The 25754-nt window shown below is 46.7% G+C and carries 23 protein-coding genes; 13 read left to right on the top strand and 10 right to left on the bottom strand.

The genetic code is table 11. The features are described 5' to 3' along the window. Positions 1-69: 69 nt before the first annotated feature. Positions 70-1272 (top strand): tryptophan synthase subunit beta, encoded by a 1203-nt coding sequence (trpB, locus tag LVJ86_RS07110; RefSeq protein WP_047761503.1) that lies wholly within the window; start codon positions 70-72, stop codon positions 1270-1272. A gap of 362 nt (positions 1273-1634) precedes the next feature. On the opposite strand, the gene LVJ86_RS07105 is transcribed toward trpB, so the two are convergent. The 5 genes from LVJ86_RS07105 to ygfZ form a co-directional block, all read right to left on the bottom strand. After that, on the bottom strand, positions 1635-2543 hold the full coding sequence (locus LVJ86_RS07105; RefSeq protein WP_047761504.1) for a Dyp-type peroxidase: 909 nt from the start codon (positions 2541-2543) through the stop codon (positions 1635-1637). 90 nt (positions 2544-2633) lie between these two features. Next, positions 2634-3164, bottom strand: coding sequence for a response regulator transcription factor (locus tag LVJ86_RS07100; protein WP_047761505.1), 531 nt, complete (start codon positions 3162-3164; stop codon positions 2634-2636). Between the two features lies 1 nt (position 3165). Beyond that, entirely contained in the window at positions 3166-4434 is a 1269-nt protein-coding gene (locus tag LVJ86_RS07095) for an ATP-binding protein (protein WP_047761506.1), read from the bottom strand. A gap of 386 nt (positions 4435-4820) precedes the next feature. Beyond that, positions 4821-5312 (bottom strand): DUF4442 domain-containing protein, encoded by a 492-nt coding sequence (locus tag LVJ86_RS07090; protein WP_047761507.1) that lies wholly within the window; start codon positions 5310-5312, stop codon positions 4821-4823. A gap of 201 nt (positions 5313-5513) precedes the next feature. Then, positions 5514-6371 (bottom strand): CAF17-like 4Fe-4S cluster assembly/insertion protein YgfZ, encoded by an 858-nt coding sequence (ygfZ, locus tag LVJ86_RS07085; protein ID WP_047761508.1) that lies wholly within the window; start codon positions 6369-6371, stop codon positions 5514-5516. A gap of 140 nt (positions 6372-6511) precedes the next feature. Here ygfZ and bioA point away from each other — a divergent pair, with 140 nt between their 5' ends. Together bioA and LVJ86_RS07075 are read left to right on the top strand one after the other, a co-directional pair. After that, positions 6512-7807 carry an adenosylmethionine--8-amino-7-oxononanoate transaminase gene (gene bioA / locus LVJ86_RS07080; protein WP_047761509.1) on the top strand — a complete coding sequence of 432 codons (1296 nt, stop codon included), beginning with the start codon at positions 6512-6514 and terminating at the stop codon, positions 7805-7807. Between the two features lie 70 nt (positions 7808-7877). Next, positions 7878-8417, top strand: coding sequence for an NUDIX hydrolase (locus tag LVJ86_RS07075; protein WP_047761510.1), 540 nt, complete (start codon positions 7878-7880; stop codon positions 8415-8417). Between the two features lie 145 nt (positions 8418-8562). Here the strand turns inward: LVJ86_RS07075 and LVJ86_RS07070 are convergent, their stop codons facing one another. Both LVJ86_RS07070 and uraH read right to left on the bottom strand, forming a co-directional pair. Further along, complete coding sequence (locus LVJ86_RS07070; protein ID WP_047761511.1) at positions 8563-9780, bottom strand: urate hydroxylase PuuD; 1218 nt, start codon at positions 9778-9780, stop codon at positions 8563-8565. Between the two features lie 174 nt (positions 9781-9954). Further along, complete coding sequence (uraH, locus tag LVJ86_RS07065) at positions 9955-10308, bottom strand: hydroxyisourate hydrolase (protein WP_047761512.1); 354 nt, start codon at positions 10306-10308, stop codon at positions 9955-9957. A 215-nt stretch (positions 10309-10523) separates the two neighbouring features. Between uraH and puuE the strand changes: the two genes are divergently transcribed. The 7 genes from puuE to trhA all read left to right on the top strand — a co-directional run bounded on the left by puuE (position 10524) and on the right by trhA (position 17152). Then, positions 10524-11465, top strand: a complete 942-nt coding sequence (puuE, locus tag LVJ86_RS07060; protein WP_047761513.1) for an allantoinase PuuE — start codon at positions 10524-10526, stop codon at positions 11463-11465. Positions 11466-11555: 90 nt separating this feature from the next. Next, positions 11556-12074 carry a 2-oxo-4-hydroxy-4-carboxy-5-ureidoimidazoline decarboxylase gene (uraD, locus tag LVJ86_RS07055; protein ID WP_047761514.1) on the top strand — a complete coding sequence of 173 codons (519 nt, stop codon included), beginning with the start codon at positions 11556-11558 and terminating at the stop codon, positions 12072-12074. A 90-nt stretch (positions 12075-12164) separates the two neighbouring features. After that, on the top strand, positions 12165-13205 hold the full coding sequence (alc, locus tag LVJ86_RS07050; RefSeq protein WP_047761515.1) for an allantoicase: 1041 nt from the start codon (positions 12165-12167) through the stop codon (positions 13203-13205). A 113-nt stretch (positions 13206-13318) separates the two neighbouring features. Further along, positions 13319-13831, top strand: a complete 513-nt coding sequence (locus LVJ86_RS07045; protein WP_047761516.1) for an ureidoglycolate lyase — start codon at positions 13319-13321, stop codon at positions 13829-13831. A gap of 252 nt (positions 13832-14083) precedes the next feature. Further along, the gene (locus LVJ86_RS07040) at positions 14084-15571 is read left to right on the top strand and encodes a nucleobase:cation symporter-2 family protein (RefSeq protein ID WP_047761517.1); all 1488 of its coding nucleotides are present in this window, start codon (positions 14084-14086) and stop codon (positions 15569-15571) included. A gap of 188 nt (positions 15572-15759) precedes the next feature. Further along, a complete protein-coding gene (locus tag LVJ86_RS07035) occupies positions 15760-16413 on the top strand; it encodes an IS1595 family transposase (RefSeq protein WP_244702555.1) in 654 nt (217 codons plus the stop codon). A 112-nt stretch (positions 16414-16525) separates the two neighbouring features. Then, positions 16526-17152, top strand: a complete 627-nt coding sequence (gene trhA / locus LVJ86_RS07030) for a PAQR family membrane homeostasis protein TrhA (protein ID WP_047761522.1) — start codon at positions 16526-16528, stop codon at positions 17150-17152. Between the two features lie 205 nt (positions 17153-17357). Here trhA and efp read toward each other — a convergent pair whose 3' ends face one another. Then, entirely contained in the window at positions 17358-17918 is a 561-nt protein-coding gene (gene efp, locus LVJ86_RS07025) for an elongation factor P (protein WP_047761523.1), read from the bottom strand. A gap of 45 nt (positions 17919-17963) precedes the next feature. Further along, a complete protein-coding gene (gene earP / locus LVJ86_RS07020; protein WP_047761574.1) occupies positions 17964-19124 on the bottom strand; it encodes an elongation factor P maturation arginine rhamnosyltransferase EarP in 1161 nt (386 codons plus the stop codon). Between the two features lie 741 nt (positions 19125-19865). Here earP and gyrA point away from each other — a divergent pair. From gyrA to LVJ86_RS07005, 3 genes are all read left to right on the top strand, one after another. Next, positions 19866-22646 (top strand): DNA gyrase subunit A, encoded by a 2781-nt coding sequence (gene gyrA / locus LVJ86_RS07015; protein WP_047761525.1) that lies wholly within the window; start codon positions 19866-19868, stop codon positions 22644-22646. A gap of 279 nt (positions 22647-22925) precedes the next feature. Next, positions 22926-23819 (top strand): DMT family transporter, encoded by an 894-nt coding sequence (locus LVJ86_RS07010; RefSeq protein ID WP_047761526.1) that lies wholly within the window; start codon positions 22926-22928, stop codon positions 23817-23819. A 146-nt stretch (positions 23820-23965) separates the two neighbouring features. Next, entirely contained in the window at positions 23966-24319 is a 354-nt protein-coding gene (locus LVJ86_RS07005) for a SpoIIAA family protein (protein WP_047761527.1), read from the top strand. 142 nt (positions 24320-24461) lie between these two features. Here the strand turns inward: LVJ86_RS07005 and LVJ86_RS07000 are convergent, their stop codons facing one another. Next, positions 24462-25619, bottom strand: coding sequence for an extracellular solute-binding protein (locus LVJ86_RS07000; RefSeq protein WP_047761528.1), 1158 nt, complete (start codon positions 25617-25619; stop codon positions 24462-24464). Between the last annotated feature and the right edge of the window lie 135 nt (positions 25620-25754).

Genomic DNA, 25754 nt, shown 5'->3' with positions numbered 1-25754 from the left:
ATGTTTCAGACGGCCTTGGGGATGAACAAGGATATTTCCAGAAGGTAGCATGATTTTAAGGATACTATAATGAAAGATTATCAATTTCCTGATGAGTACGGCTTTTTTGGCGAACACGGCGGGGTGTATGTATCGGAAACCCTGATTCCGGCTTTGCAAGAATTGGCGGAAGCTTATAAAGATGCCAAAAACGATCCTGCTTTCTGGGAAGAATACCGTCATGATTTGAAACATTATGTAGGCCGCCCCAGCCCTGTTTATCATGCCAAGCGGTTGAGTGAAAAGTTGGGCGGAGCGCAAATCTGGTTGAAACGTGAAGATTTGAACCATACTGGTGCGCACAAGGTAAATAATACGATCGGGCAGGCTTTGCTGGCACGGCGCATGGGTAAAAAACGGGTGATCGCCGAAACTGGAGCCGGGCAGCACGGCGTCGCTTCGGCTACGGTTGCGGCCCGCTTCGGTATGGAGTGCCATGTTTATATGGGGGCGGATGATATCCAGCGTCAGGCTCCGAATGTGTACCGTATGAAGTTGTTGGGCGCAAATGTAGTCGGCGTGACCAGCGGTTCGCGCACATTGAAAGATGCCATGAACGAAGCCATGCGTGAATGGGTTGCCCGTGTGGATGATACTTTTTACATTATCGGCACGGCAGCGGGCCCGGCTCCTTATCCTGAAATGGTGCGTGATTTCCAATGTGTGATTGGCGAAGAGGCCAAAGAGCAAATGTTGGAGGCCATAGGCCGCCAGCCTGATGTAGCGGTTGCTTGTGTGGGAGGTGGTTCCAATGCGATCGGTTTGTTTTACCCTTATATCGCCGAAGAGAATGTCCGTTTGGTGGGTGTGGAAGCCGGCGGCTTGGGTTTGCAGACACAGAATCATGCGGCGCCGATTTCTTCAAAATCTCCTATCGGTGTATTGCACGGTTTTCGCAGCTATCTGATGCAGGATGAAAACGGCCAAGTATTGGGGACACACTCCGTATCGGCAGGCTTGGATTATCCCGGTATCGGCCCCGAGCACAGCCATTTGGCCGATTTGGGGCGCGTGGAATACTGTGCGGCAGACGACAAAGCGGCTATGGATGCCTTCCACGATTTATGTCATTACGAAGGTATTATTCCGGCCTTGGAAAGCAGCCATGCGTTAGCATGGGCAATTGCCGAAGCACCGAAAATGTCGCCCGAGAAAGTGATTTTGGTTAATTTGTCCGGCCGCGGGGATAAAGATATCAACACCGTTGCCAAATTAGATGGTATTAATTTGTAAACTTTAGATTTTCAAGATAGCAGTTGAATATTTAGGGGCCGTCTGAAAACTTACCTTGGAGGTGCTGTTTTCAGACGGCCTTTGTTATGTGTGCCGTGTCCGTTTTCTAAAAGATAGAAGGTGACTATTTTTTTGATATTTTGAATTACTAATCCAAATAAAGACGGAGTTATCAGGCTTAGGTATTTGAACGGCAGTTTTAAAGTACATTTTCCGGATATGGCTTACCTATCCGTTCAAAGCAGCGGCTTACTGCTTTCGGATAAGGTAGATATTTTTTAATTATTGCAAAAAAACTGACTAGAAATCATGCCGTCCGAAAACTTTTCAGACGGCATGATTTCCTTTTGGAGGCAAATGTTTTACAGATTACGCATGCGTTCTACGCTTGGTGCGTAATAATAAGCACCGGATACAGCGGTAGTAACGTGTTCCAATAGTAGGTCGGTTTTGCCGTCGGTTTCTCCAAACATACTCAGTAATTGAGCTTCGATATTGTATAGCCGGCCGCAATAGGCGATAAACATCAGGCCGTGTTCGCCTGAGGCAGTGCCATAGGGCAGACTGCGGCGTACGATTTTCAAGCCTACTCCGTTTTCTTTCAGATTGGTTCGGGCAATGTGGGCACGCGGGTTGAGTTTTTCTCCTTCGAATTCTTCATTTTCAGCTTTGCTTCGGCCTACGCAGTCTTCTTGTAGGTTGAGGTCGAATGTATTCCATTTTTTTAAGTCGTGGCGGTATTTTTGCAGTAAGACATAACTGCCGCCGCCGCCGGGCTCTTCGGTAGCGATCGTGCCGACCTGGGTGATTTCTTCGTCGCCTTGAGGGTTTTCCGTGCCGTCGATAAAGCCTTCTAAACCGCGTTCTTCAATCCAGCGGAAACCATGTGTTTCATCCGCTACTTTGATACTGTCGCCGAAAATCTCCAAAAGCGACATGGCTAAAGAAAAGTTAACATCGGGGCGCAGAGATTGGATATGGAACATCACATCATGTTGGGTAGCCGGAGCCAAGCCATTACCGAGAGGGCGGAAAGGTTTGATTTCGCTGCCTTCGCCGGAGTGACCGAAGCTTTTCCATAAATCACTGCCAAAGGCAATGGTTAGGCCAAGGGCTGCTTCCGGATATTGAGTTTGCAGTTTTGCCAAAGCATCAAGAGCTTCGGGCGCGGCTTTTTTAAGATGTGCTTCTTGGGTGGGAACGACGTCGGCTTCAATAAAAATACCGGCTTTGCAGTGATCGGGTAGAATAGCGCTTTGAGGGGTAGACATACTGTTTCCTTATTATATGGGAATGGTTGTTATCGGTGATTATAACGTTTTTAACGGTATTGTTGAGGCCGTCTGAAAAATAGTGGTGCTTTAACGCTTTGCCGGATATTTGGCCAGTATCCGTTGCAGTGTGCGGCGGTGCATATTTAAGGCACGGGCAGTGGCTGAAATATTGCCGTCGTGCTGTTGCAGTACGAATTGGATATGCTCCCATTTTAACCTTTGCAATGAGGGCATGGTGTCGGGTGGTGCGGTTTCCGTATGGGCATTGGTTTCACTTTGGTTATTAAAAGCTTGGAGAATGGTTTCGACGCCGGCAGGTTTGGGCAGGTATTGCCATGCGCCGAGTTTGACTGCCGAAACAGCGGTACTGATGCTGGCATAGCCAGTCAGTACGATGATTTTGGCATGGGGAAAGCGGTGGCGCAAAGCAGGTAATAGCTGCAACCCGCTGTTGTTGCCGAGATTCAAATCCAAAATAATGCCTTGAGGTTGCCCTGAATAGGCCGATAGAGAAACTTCGTTGGCAACATAATCAAGTATCAGCCCTTGGCTTTTAAAGCGGCGTTGGAGCAGTGAAGAGAATGTTTCGTCGTCATCGATTAAAAGGAAATGTTGCATTTCAGACGGCCTTGTCGGAAGAGGTATATAAGTAAAGCGGGATGCGGATTTCAGCATAAACGCCCCCGGCCGGGTGGTTTTGCAGGCTGAGGCTGCCGCCCATGCGTGAAAAGGTTGCATGTGAAAGTAATACGCCCACACCTAATCCGGCCGGTTTGGTTGAGGTTTGGGCATCTAATCCGGCCGCCTGTAATTGGCCTGGGTTCAAACAGCCGTTGCGGTTGCGTATACCGATATGCCATTCGTTACCTTGGCGGTACGTATCAAGAGTGATTTCTCCTTCGCCGGCATCGGCAGCATTATTTAAGAGGTTGAGCAGTGCCGACCAGAATAAAGGATCCAGTTGTACGCAGATATCTTCTTCGGCAGGTTTTTGCCAACGATAAACGGCATCGGGGCGAAGGTTATGCCATTGTTGCAAATGTGTTTGTAGGGTTTGGTAAAGCATTTGGGGGGCTGCGGCAGTATGGCCGGGCTGTTTGGGCTTGAGTTGCCAAAGCGTATCGCGGCTTTGGTGTAATAGTTTTTCCATCAGAGTAAGGTCTTCTTGTAACTCATGCGGCCAATCTTGCCGCTGCCGCCATTCTTCATGTAGTAGAAACAGACTGTTTAACGGTGTGGAAAGCCGATGGGCCAGATGGGCCGCCTCCATCCCCATGCTGAGGATTTGTTCGTTTTGCTGCTGGCGGGCATGTGCTTGGGCCAGAGCAGTGCTTTGCCGGTTGAGAACATGAACCAAGCGGGTAATACCTGCGGTAATCAGAATGGCTGATAAAACAAAGGTTAACCACATACCGCCGATATGGATTTGAAACAGCTGTTCTGCAGAACTTTCTAATGGAAACGGCTGGTGAAAGCGGAGCAAAAGCAGATAGGCTGCCACAGAAAAGGCTGTGAGAGACCAAGTAAAGCGGGGCGGGCACAAAAGCGCTCCCAGGAGAAGAGGCGGCAGATAAAGGGAAACTAAAGGGTTGGCTACGCCGCCGCTGAAATAGAGTATCTCGCTTAAAACCAACATGTCGGCACATAACCCCCACTCCAGCAGCCTTTTGATTTGCCCGATACGGTAATAATAGGTCAATACGCCGTTTGCAACAGTGAGTGTCAGTATAGCGGCGTAAAGAGGGATAAAAGGCCAATTTTGCCCGGCTGCTTGGGCCCAAAAGAGTATCAGCAGGCATAAGGCGGCCATGCCTATTCTTAACCATAAGGTCAAGCGAACGGCGGTAGGGTAGGCTTGTCGGGTAAAAGGTTGGGATGAGCTGTTCATCAGTTTCTTTTGCAAGTATTTCAGGCGGCGTATTTTATAGGGCGTGATGCGATGTTCTTGCCTAACTTTGCAATGTAGCCTAAAGCGGAGGAACAAACAATCTCCGTGCCGCCTGAAAAGTAGGGGACTGCGACAATTTGCCGCATTGCCAGACGAATATGGCTTAGTAAAAAGATCAGCTTCTGAAAACCTAAAGCTAGTAGGCCGTGCTTTCCCTTTCGGCACATCAAAACGGTGCGGTTATTCTACCAATGATAGGGTTTTAGGTTTTCAGATTCCAAGCAATATAACCGTACCTTCATAAAGCGAAATTATCTTGAAAACCCTCTTTTCCAAAAATAAAAAAGCCGCGTGGTTTTCGCGCGGCTTTTTGCAGTCAATAGAAATCAAGAGGCTGAATGTTCAGACGGCCTGAATGCAGGTTTGAGACGGATATACAGTGTACGTTTGACTTTAGCGATGATATCGCCTTTTTCATCGGTCAATATCATTTCGATTTCCGGCAGATACTTTTCACCGTTTGCGGTGTGGGTACGGATATCGTGCAGCAAATCATCACCAATCATACATTCGAGAAATATTTTGCTGCGCCCGGGTTTGATAAAGTCGATGTGGGCGGATTTATCCCAAATAAAATAACGTTCGCCTAAAAGCCCCATCAGCATCAGTGAATAAACAGGATCGGTCATTGAAAACAGGCTGCCACCGAATTGGCTACCGTTGGCATTGCGCGTGCCGGGCCAGTTTTTCAATTCGGCGCGGCAGCGGCGGTAATCGGGGCTGATTTCGGTGATGCGTATGCCGCTAAAGAGAAAGGGCGGCCACAAGTTTAGAATGTGGCGTACACGGTTTGAATTTTTAAGTATCCAGTTTCTCATGGTATTTCTTTAATTAATTAGAGATTTTTACCCGTCGCCGCAAGCAAGGCCGCCGGGTTTGACAGGCAGAATATTTCAGACGGCCTTTTTCGTAAAATAGTATTTTGAATACAAGTGCGGCGCAAAGTTTAAAACATTGCGCCGCCTGATTTAAACATATTTCCGCTGTTTTGCGGATTTTGCCTTAGAGTGTAGGCTCGATTAATCGGTTTCCGTTTGGAAGAAAAGCGTTTGCCGGTGTAGCGGATTGCCGTCGGCATCGCTTAAGGCTGCTTGGGCGGCACCGTGTTTGATTACGGCAAGATTAATACTGCCTTCCGCCGTTAGCGCGCTGTTGAGTATTATGCCGGCCTCTTCATCTGATTGGTGTACGGTAATACCCGCGGCTTCAGGAGTGGTTGAGGATAAAACCGCCAAACCGCGTTTCACTTGGCCGCGGTATTGGGCGCGCGCAATGATTTCTTGGCCGGGATAACAGCCTTTTTTGAAATGCACTCCGCCGATGGTGTGTTGGTTGAGCATTTGGGCAACGGCGGCTTCGCTGGTAGCCGCGCAAATCCACGGATAGCCGCTACGGATTTCATGCGTATTCCAAGCGTTCTCGGCGGCGGCATCATATTCAGGAAGAGCGGATACGTTGCCGATACTGATGCGTCCTTGATGCGGTAGGGTAATATGCCAGATACCGTTTTCTTCTTCGGCAGAGAATGCCAAAGAGGGAGTTTGTGCGGGTAACGGGGCTGCGTTATCGTTGAGTTGCGCGGCTACTGCTTCATCCGGCAGCGCTTCGAATACTGCTTTGGCACGCAAAACGAACATTCTCAGCCGTTTGGTAACGGCTTCGGTTAGGTCGGCAGCCATGACCAGCAGAAAATCATTGCCGCGGTTTAATACCAGCATATTGGCGATTACGCGACCTTTGGGAGTATTGTAAGTAGCGTAACAGGCTTGGCCGGCAGCAAGGTTTTGGATATCGTTGGAAAGCTGGCCGTGTAAAAAAGCGGCGGCATCTTCGCCGTGAACGCGGACAACTCCAAAAAATGGCAATCGGGTTTGCATGGATATTCCTGACGGTGTGTTGTTGTTGCGGTCATTTTAACGCCGATTGGCAAGACGGTGCAAAGGCCGTCTGAAAGCACGAGAGAAAGGTTGCGGGCTTTTCCGTTATAATGAAGCTTTTCAGACGGCCCAAATCTGTTATGTTCAGTCCGCAAGATCTCGAATTCGACCGCCGCCATATTTGGCATCCTTATACTTCTATGATTAATCCTCTGCCCGTATATCCCGTTGTGCGTAGCGAGGGTGTGTATCTCGAGATTGCCGATGGCCGACGGTTGGTAGATGGTATGTCTTCGTGGTGGTGCGCACAGCACGGTTACAATCATCCTGAATTAGTTGCGGCGGCAAAGCGGCAGCTAGATACTATGCCCCATGTGATGTTCGGTGGTATCACCCACGAACCGGCCATACGCTTGTGCAACAGTTTGCGGGGCTTTCTGCCACAATCTTTGGAATGTATTTTTTTGGCCGACTCCGGTTCTGTAGCGGTAGAAGTATCATTAAAAATGGCACTGCAATATTGGCATGCCAAAGGCGACCCGCGCACTAAGTTTTTAACTTTGGAGCGCGGCTATCACGGCGATACCTTTGGCGCGATGAGTGTGTGTGATCCAAAAAACTCTATGCACAGCCTATATAGCCGTTTTCTGCCCGAGCATATTTTTGTGGCTGCTCCGAAAAGCCGTTTTGACGGTGAATGGTTGGCAGATGATATAGAGGCGTTTCAGACGGCCTTGGAAACCCACCGGCATGAGATTGCCGCCGTGATTTTGGAACCGGTGGTACAGGGAGCCGGCGGCATGAGGATTTACCATCCCGAATATCTGCGGCAAGTACGTACCTTATGCGACCAATACGGAATATTGCTGATTTTGGATGAAATCGCTACCGGTTTCGGGCGCACGGGCAAAATGTTTGCCTGTGAACATGCGGATATTTCACCGGATATCATCTGTATCGGTAAAGCGCTTACGGGCGGCATGATGACTTTATCGGCTACGGCCGTTACCCGAAAAGTTGCAGAAACCGTTTGCAGCGGCGAAGCGGGCGTATTTATGCACGGACCGACCTTTATGGGCAACCCGTTGGCTTGCGCCGTAGCCGAAGCCAATATGCGGATTTTGGCACGCAACGAATGGCAAGCGCAGGTGTCTGCTATAGAAGCGCATTTCAGAGATACTCTGATGCCTTTGCGCAATTTGGAAAACGTAGCCGATGTACGTGTTGTCGGCGCAATCGGCGTGGTCGAAACGCGCCGCCCTGTGGATATGGCGGCGATGCAGGCGTTTTTTGTGAAACAAGGCGTATGGATACGGCCTTTCGGCAGATTGGTTTACCTGATGCCGCCTTATATTGTCGATGCCGAACAATTACGGCAGCTGACGGATGCGGTTGCCGTTGCCGTTGCGGATACTACATTGTTTGCGGTTTCATAAATATAGGCCGCTGATTTTTTTCAGACGGCCTTTACAGGCGTAAGGCTTTCAAATTAATAAGGATACAATCATGGACTTAACAGAAACCTGCTTGGATTCAGAATCTATTGTCGAAACTTCATTTCTCAAAATTAGCCGCGACAGCATTCGTTTACCCAACGGCAAGCAAAGCGAGCGTGTGGTTGTGCGCCATCCCGGGGCTGCTTGCGTATTGGCGGTAACGGCGGAAGATAAAGCGGTATTGGTGCGCCAATGGCGTTATGCCGTTGGCAAACCTTTGTTGGAACTGCCTGCAGGCAAATTGGATATTGCGGGTGAAGATCCTGCGGAATGCGCTTTGCGCGAATTAGCGGAAGAAACGCCTTATACTGCCGAGCGAGTGAAATTGCTGCATACGTTTTATACCGCGCCGGGGTTTTGCGATGAAAAAATGTATCTGTATCTGGCAGAAGGTGTGCGTGAGGGCAGCGAATTGGAAACGGATGAAGATGAGTTTACCGAAACCGTATTGATGAGCCGCGAGGAAGTGCGCGCTGCATTATTAAATGATGAGATTGCCGATGCTAAAACGTTGATTGGCTTGCAATACTGGCTTCTGAACGACCAGTGATTGAAAGCTTACTCGGAAATTAAAATATGCCGTCTGAAATTTTTTCAGACGGCATATTTGCCGGATGGGCAGGTAACGTAAACTTTAAAAGCTTTGATATCTTAATAAAAAAACCGCAAGAGGCGATCCTGCGTTTTTTTGATTGCTAAGGTTGCCAGCGGGCGATCAAGGCGCGTTCCTCTTCGGTCATCTGGGTCAGATTACCGATAGGCATGGTATGGTTGCCAACACGCAATTTGATTTTGTCTGCGGCCGCCCGGATTTCCTCGGCAGTTTCCAGTTTCAAGCCCAAGGGCGGAGCGGCAAAACCATATTTGGTATCAGGTTTGGCCGCATGGCATGCGGTACAGCGTTGATGCGAGATCATCATAACCTGATCAATGGAAACTTCAGCCTGGGGAGTACCGTTATCCGAAACGGGAGCAGGCGGTGCGGATTTCGGTGCGGCCAACAGCGCTGCAAAGAGCAGGCAGACAATACCGAATGCCCAATAGCCGTATTGTTTTTTGCCTTGGTGCATCACTACAAAGAATTGGCGGATAGAAGCACCTGCAAAAATAAACAATACTGCAATCAACCACGACCAATCGGCGCCGTATGTGGCGGCATAGTGGTTGGAGAGCATTAGGAAAACTACGGGCAGGGTGAAGTACGTGTTATGTACCGAACGCTGTTTGCCGCGTTTGCCGTCGAGCGGGTTGGGAGCCTCACCGGCTTTCATAGCGGCAACCATACGGCGTTGGCCGGGAATAATCCAGAAAAATACGTTGGCGCTCATACAGGTAGCCATCACCGCGCCGATAATCAGGAAAGCGGCTTTGCCTGCAAAAATATGCGTGGCCAAATAGGAAACCACTACCATCATCACTGCCACGGCTACACTCAACCAGCCGTCGCGCGTCATATTCGGGCTGATGAGTTTGCACAGTTTGTTGTAAACCATCCAACCGCCAAATAAGAACAGCAGTGCCATAAAGGTAGCTTCGCCGCCTGTCATTTTGGCTGCCCACTGCCAATCGGCGGAAGGATCAACCAAATTCATCGAGGGATTGCTCAGATAAAGGACGCAGAACAGCCCGAAACCGGTTAGCCAGGTTGTGTAGGACTTCCAAAACGACCAATGCAGATCATCGGGCAGTTTTTCAGGGCTGGTTTGGTATTTTTGGTTGTGATAAAAGCCGCCGCCGTGTACCGCCCACATTTCTCCGGCTACGCCTTTGTTACGGTCTGCTTCGGATTCGGGTTTTTTCAGGCTGTTGTCGAGCATCACGAAGTAAATCGATTCCCCAACCCAAGCAATGGCTGCAATTACGTGCAGCCAGCGAAAGAGCAGATTGGTGAAGTCAAGCAGGTATGCGCTCATGATTCGGCGTCCCTCTCTATATAGATAATGATCTCTCTAAATCGAACGGTTCTACGTTTGGCAGCAGGCAGAATCCCTGAAGGGAGCCGCCGTATTACCCAACGTAAACGTGAAATAAATGAAAAGTATTTTCAGGCGGCCTGAATATTGCTTGAGGCCGTCTGAAAAAATGTATCAGCTACCGCGGTAGGTGGAATAAGTCCAAGGTGTCATAACTAATGGAACATGATAGTTTTCATCGGCAGAGGCGATACCGAAGCGGATGGGGATTTCGTCTAAAAAACGGTTTTCGATATTTTGTACGCCGAGGCGGGCAAAGTAATCACCTGCGGCAAAAACAAGCTCGTAGCGGCCAGGCAGCAATTCTTTGCCCTGCAACAATGGTTCGTCGCAACGGCCGTCGTGGTTGGTGTGTGCGGTTTTAATTAATTCGCTACCTGCCGCCGAGATGCGGTAAAGGCGGATCTCCACGCCTTGGGCGGGTTTACCGTGCATGGTATCGAGAACGTGTGTGGAAAGTTTACCCATATCATCACCTTTATATTTGTATATTTGCTCTTTGGTGCACTTTATCCGAAATCGGCCGTTTCAGGTAAATTTATACGGATAGTACATCAATATTTTTTAAAAAATGTTAGGATATTGACAATTCTGCCTGTTGTTTTGCATAATTGTCAACAATTTATTATCGGTTTTCTGCTGGCTTTGCGCATAATAGTGTTTGAGGCAGGCTGTCTAATGAAATGGCGAAAGGTTGTGCGATGTTTGAAAATTATCCACGTGATTTAATCGGTTATGGCCGTAACGTGCCGCATGCACAATGGCCGGGAGAGGCGAAAATCGCCCTTCAGTTTGTTTTGAACTACGAAGAGGGCGGTGAAAACTGTGTGTTGCACGGCGATCCCGCTTCAGAGCAGTTTTTATCGGAAATCATCGGCGCGGCAGCGTATCCCGCCCGTCATATGAGTATGGAATCGGTTTATGAATACGGTTCGCGTGCCGGAGTATGGCGTATTCTTAATGAATTTGAGAAACGTGGTTTTCCGCTGACGATCTTTGGTGTCGGAATGGCCTTGGAACGCCATCCCGAAGTCACTCAAGCATTTATAGACGGCGGCCATGAGTTGGCATGCCACGGTTACCGTTGGATTCACTATCAAAATAAATCCGAAGAAGAGGAGCGCGAGCATATGCAGAAATGCGTAGCGCTGTTTACTCGTTTGCTCGGACGTCATCCGGAAGGTTGGTATACCGGCCGCGACAGTCCGAATACCGCGCGCTTGGTGGCTGATGACGGGCAGTTCCTCTATCACTCGGATTATTACGGCGACGACTTGCCGTTTTGGCAGCTGGTTGAAAAAAGCGACGGAACGAAACATCCCCAGTTGGTCGTCCCCTATACGTTGGATAGCAATGATATGCGCTTTGCGAACGGGCATGGTTTTGTTAACGGCGATGATTTCTTCCATTATCTGAAAGATGCTTTCGATGTTTTATATGCCGAAGGCGAAACACGTCCGAAGATGCTGAGCATCGGCTTACATTGCCGCCTCATCGGCCGTCCGGGACGGTTTATGGGATTGGTTAAATTTTTGGATTATATCCAGCAACATGATCGCGTATGGGTTGCTACCCGTGCCGACATCGCCCGGCACTGGGCGGAAAAGCATCCTTACCAAGATTGAGCTTACAACTAATCCGGTAGCTAAGTCAGTTAAAGGCGCGAGTCTTTCAGACGGCCTTCTAATGATTCATTCAAGCAAGGAAAACCGATAATGAACGCTAAAATCCGTTTATCCGAATTAAACAGTATGCCTGCCGCCGATTTTGTTGCGGCTTTGGGCGGAATCTTCGAACATTCTCCTTGGGTGGCCGAACAGGCCGCGGCGAGCCGTCCGTTTGCGGATATCGAAGCTTTGCACCGTACAATGGTGCAGAAAATAGAAGCAGCGGGAGAAGAGGCTCAATTAAAGTTGATACGCGCCCATCCTGAGTTGGGAGGAAAACTTGCGGTACGCGGTGAATTAACTGCTGAGTCAACGCAAGAGCAGGCGGGAGCGGGTTTGAACCAATGCTCACCCGAAGAGTTTGAGGAACTTACCGGATTGAATGCCCGTTATGGCGAAAAATTCGGCTTTCCATTTATTTTGGCTGTGCGCGGCCATAACCGCCAAAGCATTATCGGCGAATTCCGCCGCAGAATTGAACTGAATGTACAGGAAGAGCAGCAGGAAAGCCTGCGCCAGATTTACCGTATCGGTTTGTTCCGCTTGCAGGATTTGATCGAAGAATAAGGCTGCCATATTAATTTGGTGCGGCTTTTTTATCACTGAAAACATAAAAGGCAAGGTTTTGTCTGTCTTCAATAGAGAAAGAGAGTTTTTATGTCGCAAACGTATTTGCCCGATGGTTACGTAGTTCAGGCCAAGGCGGTGGAGCTGCCTGATTTTGCTACCCGTTTCGTTAATTTGGCTTCGGCTGATTTCGGTGCCGAAGTTTTGAGCTGTTCGGACGAGTGGTTCGCCGCAGCCAACCGTATGTTGCAAACCGCGCCGCCGGTATTCGTAGTGGGTAAGTTTGACGATCACGGCAAGTGGATGGACGGTTGGGAAACTCGCCGTAAACGTTATGAAGGTTATGATCATGCGATCGTAAAACTCGGTTTGCCCGGTGTGATCAAAGGTGTGGATATCGATACCAGCCACTTTACGGGTAATTTCCCGCCTGCTGCTTCACTGGATGCTTGCCGTTGTACGGGCGTTCCCGATGAGTCAACCGAGTGGGTAACTTTGGTGGAAGCCGTTTCTTTGCAAGGTGATTCCCACCGCTTCGTAGAAGTGGATGATGAGCGCGAATGGACGCATGTGCGCCTTAATACTTATCCGGATGGCGGTATAGCCCGTTTGCGTGTATACGGCTTGCCGAAAGTAGACTGGGATGCGCTGCCTAAAGATGAAGTTTATGAAACTTCGGCAGTGGAAAACGGCGGCCGTATTGTTGCCGTGTCTAATGCTCATTACGGTGTACCGTTCCGCCTGAACATGCCCGGGCGCGGTATTAATATGGGTGATGGTTGGGAAACTGCCCGCCGCCGAGTGCCGGGTAATGAATGGTGTATTATCGAATTGGGCACCAAAACCCTGATTGAAAAAATCGAAGTGGATACTGCACATTTCAAGGGTAACTATCCGGATACCGTCAGCATTCAAGCGGCAGATGTGACTTTTGGTACTGATGAATCTCTAGTAACCCAATCTATGTTTTGGCAGACTTTGTTGCCACAAACCAAAACCGAAATGGACAAGCAGCATTTCTATACCCAAGCGGATTTCAATGATTTGGGCGCTGTCACTCATATCAAATTGAATATCCACCCCGATGGTGGCGTTAGCCGCTTGCGTGTGTGGGGCAAGCCTGTCCGCTAAATTTCCGTTAAATCGTTGTCGCAGCGGCACAGAGATTTCCAAAATTCGGCTGTGGCATCTTGATATATTTTCAGACGGCTGGGATATTCTGCCAACTGTTTAAAAGGAAGTCTGTGAAAACCTTACCTGTTGAACCCTTAACTAAAGAAGCTTTTGCACCTTTCGGCGATGTGATTGAAATCGAGGGCAGTAGCTGGTTTCATATCAACAACGGAACTACCGAGCGTTACCACCGTTTGGGGGATGTTCAGATTGAAGGCAGCGATGGCAAACCGGTAATCAGTTTGGCGCGCGGAGATGCGTTTGATACGCCGATTGAAATCTGTATGCTGGAGCGCCATCCTTTGGGATCGCAGGCATGGATTCCGTTCAACCGAACCCCTTTTGTGGTAGTGGTTGCGCCAAACGGTATTGATGACCGCCCGGATACTAGCCGGATGCGTGCGTTTTATGCAGAAGGTAATCAGGGGGTAAATTACCATCTGGGTACTTGGCACCATCCGCTAATGAGTTTTCGTACCCGTGGCGAATTTATTGTAGTTGACCGGGCTGGTAGTGCACCCAACTGTGACGAAGTGTTTTTTGAGGAGCGCTGGTTGGTAGCAGGTTTACCGGATAAAAATTGATTTTTATGCTTTTGTTATTTAAAAGGCCGTCTGAAAATTCAGACGGCCTTTTTGGCGGTAGCCCTTATTTAATTGTTAACAGTATGTGTTGATTTGTTGGCAATCAGAGATGCTTTTATCCAATAATAATTAAGTAAAACAAATATTTTTTGTATTTTTAGCTGGTTTGTTTGCAAAATATTTTTATTTTTCTACAAATTCTGTTATAAATTTAACAACAAATAACATAACAATTGGAGTTTTGGAGTTTCTATGGCTGCGTCAGTTTCAGAATCAAGTAAAGTTCATCCGGTGGATGAACGCCTACCTAACGGGAAATTATTCGCATTAGGCTTGCAGCATGTGCTGGTGATGTATGCCGGCGCTGTGGCCGTGCCATTAATCGTAGGGCGTGCATTGCAACTTACGCCGCACGAAGTGGCGGTGTTGATTTCGGCCGACCTTTTTTGCTGCGGTATTGTTACCCTGATTCAGGCTGCCGGTGCTACTCGGTGGTTTGGTATTAAATTGCCGGTAATGATGGGCGTAACTTTTGCGGCCGTAGGTCCGATGGTGGCTATGGGTAACGCCAATCCGGGGCATATCGGCGCTCAGTATATTTTCGGTTCGATTATCGGTGCCGGTATTTTGTCGATGCTGTTGGCACCCTTAGTGAGCCGTATGTTGAAATTTTTCCCGCCAGTGGTTACGGGTACGATTATTACCGTTATTGGTATCAGCCTGATGCGTGTGGGCATCAACTGGATTTTTGGTAATCCGGTAGGCCCGACTGCACCGCAAATTGTTGACCCGGTTCATGCGGCTTGGTTGGATGCCGCTACCGGCGCCGTTGCCACGCCTCTGCCGGAAGGTTTGAAGTTGGCACCAACTTTGGATAACCCGCGTTATGCTACTTTGCAGGGCATGGGGGTTTCGGCTGCGGTCATGCTGGTGATCTTGTTTATCGTGAAATTTACCCGCGGATTCTTGTCTAATATCTCGGTATTGTTGGGTATTGTTATCGGCTGTTTGATTGCTACTACGTTGGGTTTGATGCACTTCGACAAAGTAGGTGAAGCGCCTTGGTTTGACTTTGTTACGCCTTTCCAGTTCGGCATGCCTAAATTCGACCCGATCATGATTTTAACCATGACGCTGGTTATGATTGTGGTGATGATTGAATCTACTGGTATGTTTTTGGCTTTGGGTGAAATGACTGGACGGAAAATCGAGCGAGACGATCTTACTCGCGGTTTGCGTACCGATGGCTTAGGTACATTGATTGGCGGTATTTTCAATGCGTTTCCTTATACCAGCTTTTCACAAAATGTGGGCTTGGTAGCGGTTACCGGAGTACGCAGCCGCTATGTATGTATTGCCGGCGGTATCATTCTGCTGGTGTTGGGGCTGCTGCCGAAGATGAGTGCTTTGGTTGAATCGGTACCTACTGTAGTTTTGGGGGGAGCCGGTATTGTCATGTTTGGTATGGTGGCTGCTACCGGTGTGCGGATTTTGGCAAATGTGGATTATAAAAATAACCACTACAACAGTTTGATTGTAGCCGTTTCTATCGGCGTAGGCATGATTCCGCTGGTGGCTCCTAAGTATTCTCAGTGGATTCCGCATTCTATCCATCCGTTGATTGAATCAGGTATCGTATTGGCATCAATTTGCGCATTGGTGTTGAACGTATTCTTCAACGGTGCCAACGGTGATGAAAAAGCAGCTATTGCTGCGGCAAAAGAGGCAGATGCAGGTTAATTTTCCCATACATTACGTATGAATATTTTGGTAAACGGGCGACTATGGATATCGCCCGTTTTTTGTTGGCCGGCGATAAAATTCACATAGCATTTTCTACCTGAGGAAATTTTGTTCGCTTCAGGTTTTCTTGTGACAGTATATTTTTAGGGGCTGTATTAGATTGGCAGTTATGTTACCCTTTAAAAATGAAGATAACACACTGTAAACTATCTAAAAAAGTACAAAAAAAGTTGCTTGAATTTTTTGCACTTGAGGTAACCGCCCGTTCTGCTGCCAATTTATTGGATATTAACCCCAATTCAGCAGCTCTGTTTTACCGTAAAATTCGCCAAGTCATTGCCTATCATTTAGAGCTTCAAGCTGATGAAATCTTTGATGGTTCAATCGAGCTTGATGAGAGTTATTTTGGTGGACAACGAAAAGGCAAACGCGGTCGCGGAGCGGCTGGGAAAGTAGCGGTATTTGGTATTTTGAAACGTCAAGGCAAGGTTTATACTGTTGTCGTTAAAAATACCAAACAAGATACTTTACTACCTGTTATTAAACGAAAAATAATGCCTGATAGCATTGTTTATACGGACTATTACAAAAGCTATGATGTGCTAGATGTGAGTGAATTTACGCATCACAGAATCAATCATTCAGAGCTTTTTGTCGACCGTCAAAACCATATCAACGGTATTGAAAACTTCTGGAATCAGGCAAAGCGCGTTCTACGAAAGTACAATGGAATTGACCGAAAATCTTTCCCTTTATTCTTGAAAGAATGCGAATTTCGTTTTAACTTTGGTACACCAAAAGAGCAACTTAAAATCTTGCGAATTTGGTGTGATATTTAAGGCTAATCTAATACAGCCCCTATTTTTATCCTGATTTAACTGCTATAAAAGCATGGCCGTCTGAAAAATAGAGTACACTATTAAATAGAAATAATTATTAAATAGGTTGATTATGTATCCAGGTGAGCGTTTTAATGCTTGTAGTCATTTGGTGGGCGCCATATTGGCGATGGCGGGTATGGTGTTGTTATTGGTTAAAGCGGCACAAACTCAAGAGATTTATAAAATTATTAGTTCGGCGGTTTACGGTACATGCTTGATTGTGCTGTATGTGGGCTCGACTATTTATCATAGTACCAGCCATCCCGGGGCAAAAGGAGTATTGCAGAAATTTGACCATTGTGCGATTTATTTGCTGATTGCAGGCAGTTATACGCCTTTTACCTTGGTGACGTTACATGGAGTGTGGGGGTGGTCTTTATTCGGCGTATCCTGGGGATTGGCGTTATTTGGAATTGTTCAGGAATTGACCATTAGTAGAAAAAGTGAAAAGCGTCTGCTTTCGATGATTCTCTATGTGGTAATGGGGTGGCTGATTGTAGTGGCGATTTATCCGTTGATTAAGACATTGTCGGGAGCCGGATTATTCTGGTTGGTATTGGGTGGATTGCTTTATAGTGGTGGTATTTATTGGTTTATCAACGATACTAAAATCCGCCATGGGCACGGTATTTGGCATATGTTTGTGCTAGGCGGCAGTTTAGCACAGTTTATTTGTGTATATTTTTATGTGATATAGAGAAAAATGGCGCATGTGCTTTTAGGTGGCTTTGGGAGACAGCTACTTCTATGTTTACCTTATAGTAGGTTTAAACAAGGCTGGTATCCTCTGATTCACTAAGGTGGCTGAGAGTAGCGGTTTTAGTATTTTATTTATTGAAATAAACAAAAATAAACATGCCGTCTGAAAATTTTCAGACGGCATGTTTATAACATTAGAATATTTAAGCGCGTTTTCGGAATTCACCGGTACGGGTGTCGATTTCTACTTTGTCGCCGTTTTCAATGTAAGACATTACTTGGATTTCGGTGCCGCCGACCAAACGTGCGGTTTTCATCACTTTACCTGAGGTATCACCTTTAACGGCAGGCTCGGTGTATTCTACTTCGCGAACGATAATGGTGGGCAATTCTACAGAAATCGGGTTACCTTCGTAGAAGGTTACTTCGCATACGTCTTCCATGCCGTCTACGATAAATTTCAGATTGTCACCGATGTTTTCGGCTTCGATTTCGTATTGGTTGAATTCTTCATCCATAAATACATACATAGGATCGGCAAAGTAGCTGTAAGTACAGTTTTTGCGTGCCAAAATAACAACGTCGAATTTGTCATCGGCTTTGTAGATGGTTTCGGTGGCGGCACCGGTCAGTAGGTTTTTCAGCTTCATGCTGACTTTGGCAGAGCTGCGGCCGCCTTTGATGTATTCGGTTTTTTGAACCACCATCGGATCGTTGCCGACCATAAATACGTTACCAGAGCGTAATTCTTGTGCGGTTTTCATTATGTGTTTCCAGTCAATTAAAAAATTATGGCAAAAATAAACGCGTTATTTTAGCTTATCTTCTGCAAATTTGGCTAGTTTTTCGAAAGCACTCGGTTGCTTGAATAAGGTCTGCTGCCAGGCAGATGTTGCAACGTGCCATCGTGGCATCTGCCCGATCAGCTCTTGCCATGCTGCAAGGCGTTGTGTGTTGTTTAGCTGGCGCGCGCCGTTGAGTTCGTCTGACAAAGCATTGTGGGCATGGATAATGTCGGTCGGATAATAGGCGTAAGCACGCTGCCAAAAAGCGCTCAGTTTGTCGAGATGGATATTTTCCTGTTGGGGATAGATATGCCATAAAAAAGGCTTGCCGGAAAATTGTGCTCGTACGAAGCTGTCTTCCCCGCGTACGATCGCACTGTCTACCATGTGCAGTAAATGGTCGAAATCTTTTTGCGGAATAAAGGGGATTTTGACCAATGTTACAGAGGCCATCTGAAATGTATCGCCGTCGTATTGCAGAGCGTTTTGAGGTATGTGTTTGCTTTCTTTAAGGCTTTCAATGATTTGGTTGCCGGCCAGCAATAGGGTGACAGGGCTGGAAAGATATCTGAGCGTATCCAGCCATTTGGCCCACACTTCGCTTTTATAGCCGAACCAAAGCCATTCGGGTGTTTTTTTAACAGGCAAAAGGAGTTGGCGGCGCATATTGTCGGCTACCATGTATTTGGATTCGGCATAATTCTTTTCGCGTAATAGGCCACCGCTTTTTTCACTAAAGCCCATAAACCAGAAGTATTTTTGTCTGCCGTCGGTTTGTAGCGAAGAAAGGCCGTGCAAGCGTTCGTTACTTTCCTCCGCACTCAAATACTCCCAATTCAACCATAACGCATTATGTTTCCGGATAATTTGGCAAACCTCGGGTGGTAAATCACAAGCGAATGTTTCGATGGCTACAGTAGGCGGTGGGGTATTGGTAAGACCTTCGGCATGAATGGCCGGCTGCCATTTCTGGATACGGATATTTTCATATTGGCAAGGTAAAGAAGGCAAAGTAGGGCAGAGTGTGCGCAGGGCTGTTTCATCATCCAACCAAAGATAAACCTGCCAGCCAAGTTCGTGCGTCAGGCCTTGGGCGAGCCGCCAAGCAACGCCGATGTCACCATAATTGTCGATTACGTTGCAAAACAGCCAGCATACGGGTTGGGCGGAAGGTATTAGGGACATTTTAAAAGGGATACGGATAAAAATTGAGAAGGGTGAAGGTTTTACGCTCATCTACATTTTTGTCAAGTGCCGGGCGTGCAATAAAATTGCTTATCCACATTGGCAAATAATCCGGCCCGTTTACTAAGAAAAACTTTAATTTAATTGCTTGACAACTTTTTGAAATATATAACTATATGAAAATTATATAAAATTTGTTTTGGCTTAATTTTTGTGCAATATTGGTGCAATGCCTGATTTCTCGGGAAAAATCCCAAAATCCCACATGCTGTCCACAAAGTTATCCACAGCTTTTGTGTGTAAATCTGAAAAGCCTTGTTCTGCCTTGTTTTATGATTTTGGCATTGCAAAATTTTAAAAGGCAGGTTTTCAGGAAAGAATGGTTTTCTACTCAAATGAACAGGCAGAGTATTTATTTTGCATATTAAATAAACGATAATATTTCGCATGTAGATTGCATACAGATTGTTGCTGGAATATTTAGATTGTTTGAATTGAATGTTGATATCAGCATAAATCATTTAGTTGCTTTGTCTCAGTGTGAAAGCAAATTGAAAAATAGGCCGTCTGAAACTTCTTTTTTATTTGTTATCAGAGTATGGGAAAAATATCGTGTTTATAGTTGTGGCTAAGATAAAAATGCATGGTTGCAAGAGATGTTTCGAGTGGGGCGGCAACGCAAGAAGCATGGTTTTGTGTTAGAATGGCGGATAGTTTTTTGTAAAGAATGTCAGATAAATCATGACCGACGCAACCGTACGAAACGACCATCATTTTGCCAAAGAAACCATCCCCATCAGTTTAGAAGACGAGATGCGCCGCAGCTATTTGGATTACGCGATGAGCGTAATCGTAGGCCGTGCGCTTCCTGATGTGCGTGACGGCTTGAAGCCGGTACACCGCCGCGTGCTTTTTGCCATGCACGAGCTGAAAAATAACTGGAACAGTGCTTATAAGAAATCTGCCCGTATTGTGGGCGACGTTATCGGTAAATACCACCCACATGGCGACAGTGCGGTATACGATACCATTGTGCGTATGGCCCAGGATTTTTCATTGCGCTACATGTTGGTAGACGGCCAGGGAAACTTTGGTTCCGTTGACGGTGACGGTGCTGCGGCAATGCGTTATACCGAAATCCGCATGTCTAGGATTGCCCATGAAATGTTGGCGGATATCGAAGAAGAAACAGTAAATTTCGGGCCGAACTATGATGGAAGCGAAAGCGAACCGTTGGTTTTGCCGGCCAAATTTCCTTCGTTGCTGGTAAACGGATCGTCGGGCATTGCGGTCGGAATGGCTACCAATATCCCGCCGCATAATCTGACCGAAACCATTAATGCCTGTGTAGCCTTGCTGCATAATCCTGCGATGAGTATAGAGGAGCTTATCCAGCATATGCCTGCTCCCGATTTCCCGACAGGGGCAACTATTTACGGTTTGGGCGGTGTGAGGGAGGGTTATAAAACCGGCCGCGGTCGTGTCGTAATGCGCGGTAAAACCCATATCGAACAAATTGGTAAAAACGGCGAGCGCGAAGCCATTATTATCGATGAAATTCCTTATCAGGTTAATAAAGCCAAGCTAGTTGAAAAAATCGGTGAATTGGTTCGGGACAAAGTATTGGAAGGTATTTCCGATCTGCGTGACGAATCGGATAAATCCGGTATGCGCGTCGTTATCGAGCTGAAACGCAATGAAAATGCCGAAGTGGTGTTGAACCAGCTTTACAAACTGACCCAGTTGCAAGACAGTTTCGGCATCAATATGGTGGCGCTGGTTGACGGTCAACCGCGTTTGCTGAATTTGAAGCAGATCTTAAGCGAGTTTTTGCGCCACCGTCGTGAAGTGGTAACCCGCCGCACGCTTTTCCGCTTGAAAAAAGCGCGCCATGAAGGCCATATTGCCGAAGGTAAGGCGGTTGCTTTGTCTAATATCGACGAAATGATCGAGTTAATCAAAACTTCTGCTGATGCTTCGCAGGCTAAAGAGCGCTTATTGGCGCGTCCGTGGCGTTCGGCTTTGGTTGAAGATATGCTGAACCGTGCCGATTTAGATCTGAGTATGGCACGTCCGGAGGGATTGCCTGTTGATCTTGGTTTGCGAGGCGAGGGATATTTTTTAAGTGAGATTCAGGCGGATGCAATTTTGCGTATGAGCCTGCGTAACCTCACTGGCTTGGATCAAGACAGCATTATCGGTGATTATAAAAATATCATGGCTCAGATTATTGATTTTCTGGATATCTTAGCCAAGCCTGAGCGTATTACCGCCATCATTCATAATGAGCTGGAGGAGGTAAAAAGCCAGTTTGGTGATGAGCGGCGTAGTGAAATTAACCCGTTTGGCGGTGATATTGCCGATGAAGATTTGATTCCTCCGCGTGATATGGTGGTGACGCTAACGCATGGCGGTTACATTAAAACCCAACCGGTAAGCGATTATCAGGCACAGCGTCGCGGCGGTAGAGGTAAACAAGCTACTGCTACTAAAGACGAAGACTTCATTGAAAGCCTGTTTGTGGCAAATACCCATGACTATCTGATGTGCTTTACTAATTTTGGTAAATGTCATTGGATTAAGGTTTACAAGTTGCCGGAAGGCGGGCGCAATAGCCGTGGCCGTCCGATTAATAATGTTATCCAATTGGATGACGGTGAAAAAGTCAGCGCAATCTTAGCGGTGCGCGACTTCCCTGAGACCGAGTACGTTTTCTTCGCAACTGCGCAAGGTATGGTGAAAAAAGTACAATTGAGCGCATTTAAAAATGTACGGGCCCAAGGCATAAAAGCCATTGCTCTGAAGGAAGGTGACAGCTTGGTCGGTGTGGCGCGTACCGGCGGCAGCGATGACATCATGCTGTTCTCAAATCTCGGTAAGGCCATTCGTTTTAACGAGTATTGGGAGGGTGGTGCAGACAGTGAAGAAGCTGAAGACGATATTGAAAGTGATATTGACGGTGAAGCCCAAGATAACGAGGAAGGTATTGAGAGTGCCGCTCCTCGAACCAACAAAGGTGTTCGCCCATCTGGTCGTGGCAGCGGTGGTTTGCGTGGTATGCGTTTGCCGGAAGACGGCCGTATCGTGAGCTTGATTACTTTTGCTCCCGAATGTGAAAAACAGCAAGAATTGCAAGTATTGACTGCTACGGCTAATGGTTACGGCAAGCGTACGCCGATTGCAGATTACAGCCGCAAAGGTAAGGGCGGACAAGGAAATATTGCAATTAATACGGGAGAACGTAACGGCGAATTGGTGGCAGCGACATTGGTGGCTCAAAGTGATGATCTGATGCTGATTACCAGTGGCGGTGTGTTGATCCGTACTAAAGTGGAAGAAATCCGTGAAACCGGCCGTGCCGCAGCAGGTGTGCGCTTGATTAATTTGGATGAGGGCGAAACGTTGGTGAGCTTGGAACGAGTGGCTGAACCGGAAGAAACTGACGAAGAAGCCGCGAGTGCCGGTGAAGCTCTTGCTGCTGATACGGCGGATACCGTTGGAAATAACAGTGATCAAGAATAAATAATGCGCTTAATCTGAATTGTTGATAAAGGCCGTCTGAAATCATGATTATTTTCAGACGGCCTTTTTATTATATTTATATTGTTTTAAAAATTATTGTACGGATAATAAACCTTAAAAGATGATTTAATGTTTGACATTGATTATCATATTATTTTGAAAAATATGGTTTTGTTTTTGCTTTAGCTGCTCGTGTTTTGTGTCTGCAAAATAAATTTGCCGCTTGATGATTTAAATTGTAGGGATATGCGGTAGAGGCCGTCTGAAAATATAACAGTTATGTTTGATATCCAATTAAAAAAAGATCCGCTCGGTTCAGGCTGGATGATTATTGCGGCTTTAAGTTTTACCTTGATGAACTGGTGGGTAAAAGAGGCAGGTAACCGTTTCGAATTCGGCTCGGGAGAATTGGTTTTTTGGCGTATGGGCTTTTCTGCTTTTGTGCTTGGTATTTTAGCCAAGGCACAAGGTAAAACATTTGCTACGCCGCATTGGCGCGCACATATGAGGCGCAGCGTGTCGGGTACGTTGGGTATGTTTTTTATTTTTTATGCAATAGTACATTTACCGTTGGCTACCGGAGTAACGTTGAGTTATACCTCATCGATATTCTTGGCATTGTTGTCGATGCTGGTATTGCGTGAAAAATTATCCAAATACAAGCAGGCTATGTTGGTATTGGGTTTTTTAGGAGTGATGGTGTTGTTGAAACCTTCCGTAGGCAGTGGTCAGGAATGGCCGGCTCTTATTGGCTTGCTGGGTGGATTGTTTGCCGGCTGGGCTTATATGGAAGTAAGAGAGTTATCGCTATTGGGTGAGCCGGGATGGAGGGTGGTTTTTTATCTGTCTTTGGTGGGTATGCTGATGGGGGCGGTATGGGCTAGTGTGACTGGTTGGCATAGGGTAAGTTGGCAGGCGGCGCCATATTTGATAGGTATTGGCGCTTCGGCATTGGTAGCCCAATTATGTTTGACAAGGGCTTATAAAGTAGGAGACAAGTTGACTGTGGCTGCGCTTTCTTATTTAACTGTTGTGTTTTCTACTTTTGTCGGTGTATGGATGCTGGGTGACGCAATCGGTTGGCAGGAAATATTCGGTATGGTGTTGATTGTGGCTAGCGGTTTGCTCAGTAGTGTAGATTACCGAAAATTTTTGCGTAAACGAAGTGGGTAAGCCTCCTGCTTAGAGTCGATTGAAATTTCGCTATATTAAAGTAGAATGGAGAATGACAGGCAGATGAGATTTTCGGGTAATCATCTGAATACACGAAAAACTCTATACCCGTTAATAAATATTATTTTATGAAGTAGAGGTAGGTGATGATTTCAATTAGAGAACAGTCATACGGTTTGAATGTGGCTTTATATAATGAATTTACCTTAGAAGATTTTCATGAATTTGAAAATGCGGCATTGAAATGTGCTGAACGAATCCACCGCCCGGATATGCTGATGGACCTTTCCATGCTGAAAGATTTTACAGTGGATATGGCTATCGAGCAGTTGCGTTTCATGCGTGATCATGAAAATGACTTCGGGCGTATTGCCGTTGTTGTGGATGATGTATGGATTAAGTTAGGTACGCGCTTGTCGAGCTTGATTACCCAAAGTCATCCCAAGTATTTTGATGATGCTGCCGAAGCGCAAAAATGGTTAATGGAGGCACGCTCATAAAATATTTTCAGATGGCCTTTGATTGGTATTTTAATGATTTAGGTATGGCCATGCTTTTATGAGGCAAATGCCGTAAAATAAGCGAAAATAAAAAAACGACTGCATTTTAGGCAGTCGTTTTTTATGCTACTTAGGCAAAAGGTTAGTGGGTGCCCACTTTAATTTTTTGCCACAGGTTTACGGTCAGTTTTTTCGCATCATCGCTCATTTGCGGCATAACGAAACCATCTTTCATATCTTGCTCGTTAGGGAAAATAGAGCGGGTGGCAACGAGAGCCGGATCCATTTTTTCGCGGGCAGGAAGACTTGCAGGAGCGAAAGTTACAAAATTACCGTTTTTGGCAGCAATATCGGCATCTAATGTATAGTTAATATATTTATGCGCATTCGCTACGTTTTTTGCATCTGCGGGAATCAGCCAGGATTCAATCCAGAAGCCCATGCCTTTCGGCGTCAATACTTCAATGCCTACATTATTTTTTACTTCTTCCGAGCGTGCTTTTGCCATATTCAGGTCACCGCCGTTTCCTGCTGCCAAGCACACATCACCACGGGCCAATTCATCAATAACCGAAGGGCTGAAACGTTTGATATCCGGGCGAATGGCTTGCAATACCTCAGCTGCTGCTTTGATATCATCCGCATTGCTGCCTTTCGGATCTTTGCCGAGATAGTTCAGCACGATGGGGAACATCTCGCTAGGAGTATCCCATAAAGCGATGCCACAGCCTTTGAGTTTGCTGGTGTATTCCGGTTTGAAAAGCAGATCCCAGCCGTTTTCAGGCAATTGTCCGCCTAAAGCTTCTTTACCTTTGGCGGTAATAGCCAAAGTGTTTACGCCCGAGAAATAAGGAACGGCATATTCGTTACCGGGGTCGGCAACCTGCATCATTTCCAAAAGCTTCGGATCGATATTTTTATAATTAGGAATCAGATCTTTATTAATTTTTTGGTAGGCACCTGCGCCAATCTGGCGGGGCAGGAAGGCGATACCTGGAACCACTAGGTCATAACCTGATTTTCCGGTCAGTATTTTGGCTTCAAGTGTTTCGTTGTTTTCATACAGATCGTAGGTTAGCTTCAAGTTATTGGCTTTTTTGAAGTCTTCTACGGTGCTTTCGTCAACATAGTTTGACCAGTTATAGATATTGAGGGTGTCTGTTTCGGGCAGGGCAGAGGTTGTAACGGCACTTGCATCCCCACCGCTTGCCGGAGTGGTCGGGGTGGTGGCAGTCTCGCTGTTGCCGCCGCAAGCTGCCAATGCCAGCAGGGTGAGCGCGCTCAATACGGATTTTTTCATAAAAACGGATTCCTGATGTTGGATATTTAATTTATTGATACGAAAGTGTGTATAACGAACGGAAAAACCGCAAGACCGGCCGGTTGGAGCTGGGTAGTGCGGTTTTCATTTGTTATTGTAACCGAATGAATTATA

This window comes from Neisseria arctica (genome assembly GCF_022870905.1).
Taxonomy (GTDB): Bacteria; Pseudomonadota; Gammaproteobacteria; order Burkholderiales; family Neisseriaceae; genus Neisseria; species Neisseria arctica.
Note: the sequence above shows the minus strand (reverse complement) of the source record. Positions and strands in the feature narration are given on the sequence as shown.

Coding starts and splice junctions, on each gene's coding strand:
- trpB (WP_047761503.1), top strand. CDS start 70: ATGAAAGATTATCAATTTCCTGATGAGTACGGCTTTTTTGGCGAACAC.
- LVJ86_RS07105 (WP_047761504.1), bottom strand. CDS start 2,543: ATGTCTACCCCTCAAAGCGCTATTCTACCCGATCACTGCAAAGCCGGT.
- LVJ86_RS07100 (WP_047761505.1), bottom strand. CDS start 3,164: ATGCAACATTTCCTTTTAATCGATGACGACGAAACATTCTCTTCACTG.
- LVJ86_RS07095 (WP_047761506.1), bottom strand. CDS start 4,434: ATGAACAGCTCATCCCAACCTTTTACCCGACAAGCCTACCCTACCGCC.
- LVJ86_RS07090 (WP_047761507.1), bottom strand. CDS start 5,312: ATGAGAAACTGGATACTTAAAAATTCAAACCGTGTACGCCACATTCTA.
- ygfZ (WP_047761508.1), bottom strand. CDS start 6,371: ATGCAAACCCGATTGCCATTTTTTGGAGTTGTCCGCGTTCACGGCGAA.
- bioA (WP_047761509.1), top strand. CDS start 6,512: ATGTTCAGTCCGCAAGATCTCGAATTCGACCGCCGCCATATTTGGCAT.
- LVJ86_RS07075 (WP_047761510.1), top strand. CDS start 7,878: ATGGACTTAACAGAAACCTGCTTGGATTCAGAATCTATTGTCGAAACT.
- LVJ86_RS07070 (WP_047761511.1), bottom strand. CDS start 9,780: ATGAGCGCATACCTGCTTGACTTCACCAATCTGCTCTTTCGCTGGCTG.
- uraH (WP_047761512.1), bottom strand. CDS start 10,308: ATGGGTAAACTTTCCACACACGTTCTCGATACCATGCACGGTAAACCC.
- puuE (WP_047761513.1), top strand. CDS start 10,524: ATGGCGAAAGGTTGTGCGATGTTTGAAAATTATCCACGTGATTTAATC.
- uraD (WP_047761514.1), top strand. CDS start 11,556: ATGAACGCTAAAATCCGTTTATCCGAATTAAACAGTATGCCTGCCGCC.
- alc (WP_047761515.1), top strand. CDS start 12,165: ATGTCGCAAACGTATTTGCCCGATGGTTACGTAGTTCAGGCCAAGGCG.
- LVJ86_RS07040 (WP_047761517.1), top strand. CDS start 14,084: ATGGCTGCGTCAGTTTCAGAATCAAGTAAAGTTCATCCGGTGGATGAA.
- LVJ86_RS07035 (WP_244702555.1), top strand. CDS start 15,760: ATGAAGATAACACACTGTAAACTATCTAAAAAAGTACAAAAAAAGTTG.
- trhA (WP_047761522.1), top strand. CDS start 16,526: ATGTATCCAGGTGAGCGTTTTAATGCTTGTAGTCATTTGGTGGGCGCC.
- efp (WP_047761523.1), bottom strand. CDS start 17,918: ATGAAAACCGCACAAGAATTACGCTCTGGTAACGTATTTATGGTCGGC.
- earP (WP_047761574.1), bottom strand. CDS start 19,124: ATGTCCCTAATACCTTCCGCCCAACCCGTATGCTGGCTGTTTTGCAAC.
- gyrA (WP_047761525.1), top strand. CDS start 19,866: ATGACCGACGCAACCGTACGAAACGACCATCATTTTGCCAAAGAAACC.
- LVJ86_RS07010 (WP_047761526.1), top strand. CDS start 22,926: ATGTTTGATATCCAATTAAAAAAAGATCCGCTCGGTTCAGGCTGGATG.
- LVJ86_RS07005 (WP_047761527.1), top strand. CDS start 23,966: ATGATTTCAATTAGAGAACAGTCATACGGTTTGAATGTGGCTTTATAT.
- LVJ86_RS07000 (WP_047761528.1), bottom strand. CDS start 25,619: ATGAAAAAATCCGTATTGAGCGCGCTCACCCTGCTGGCATTGGCAGCT.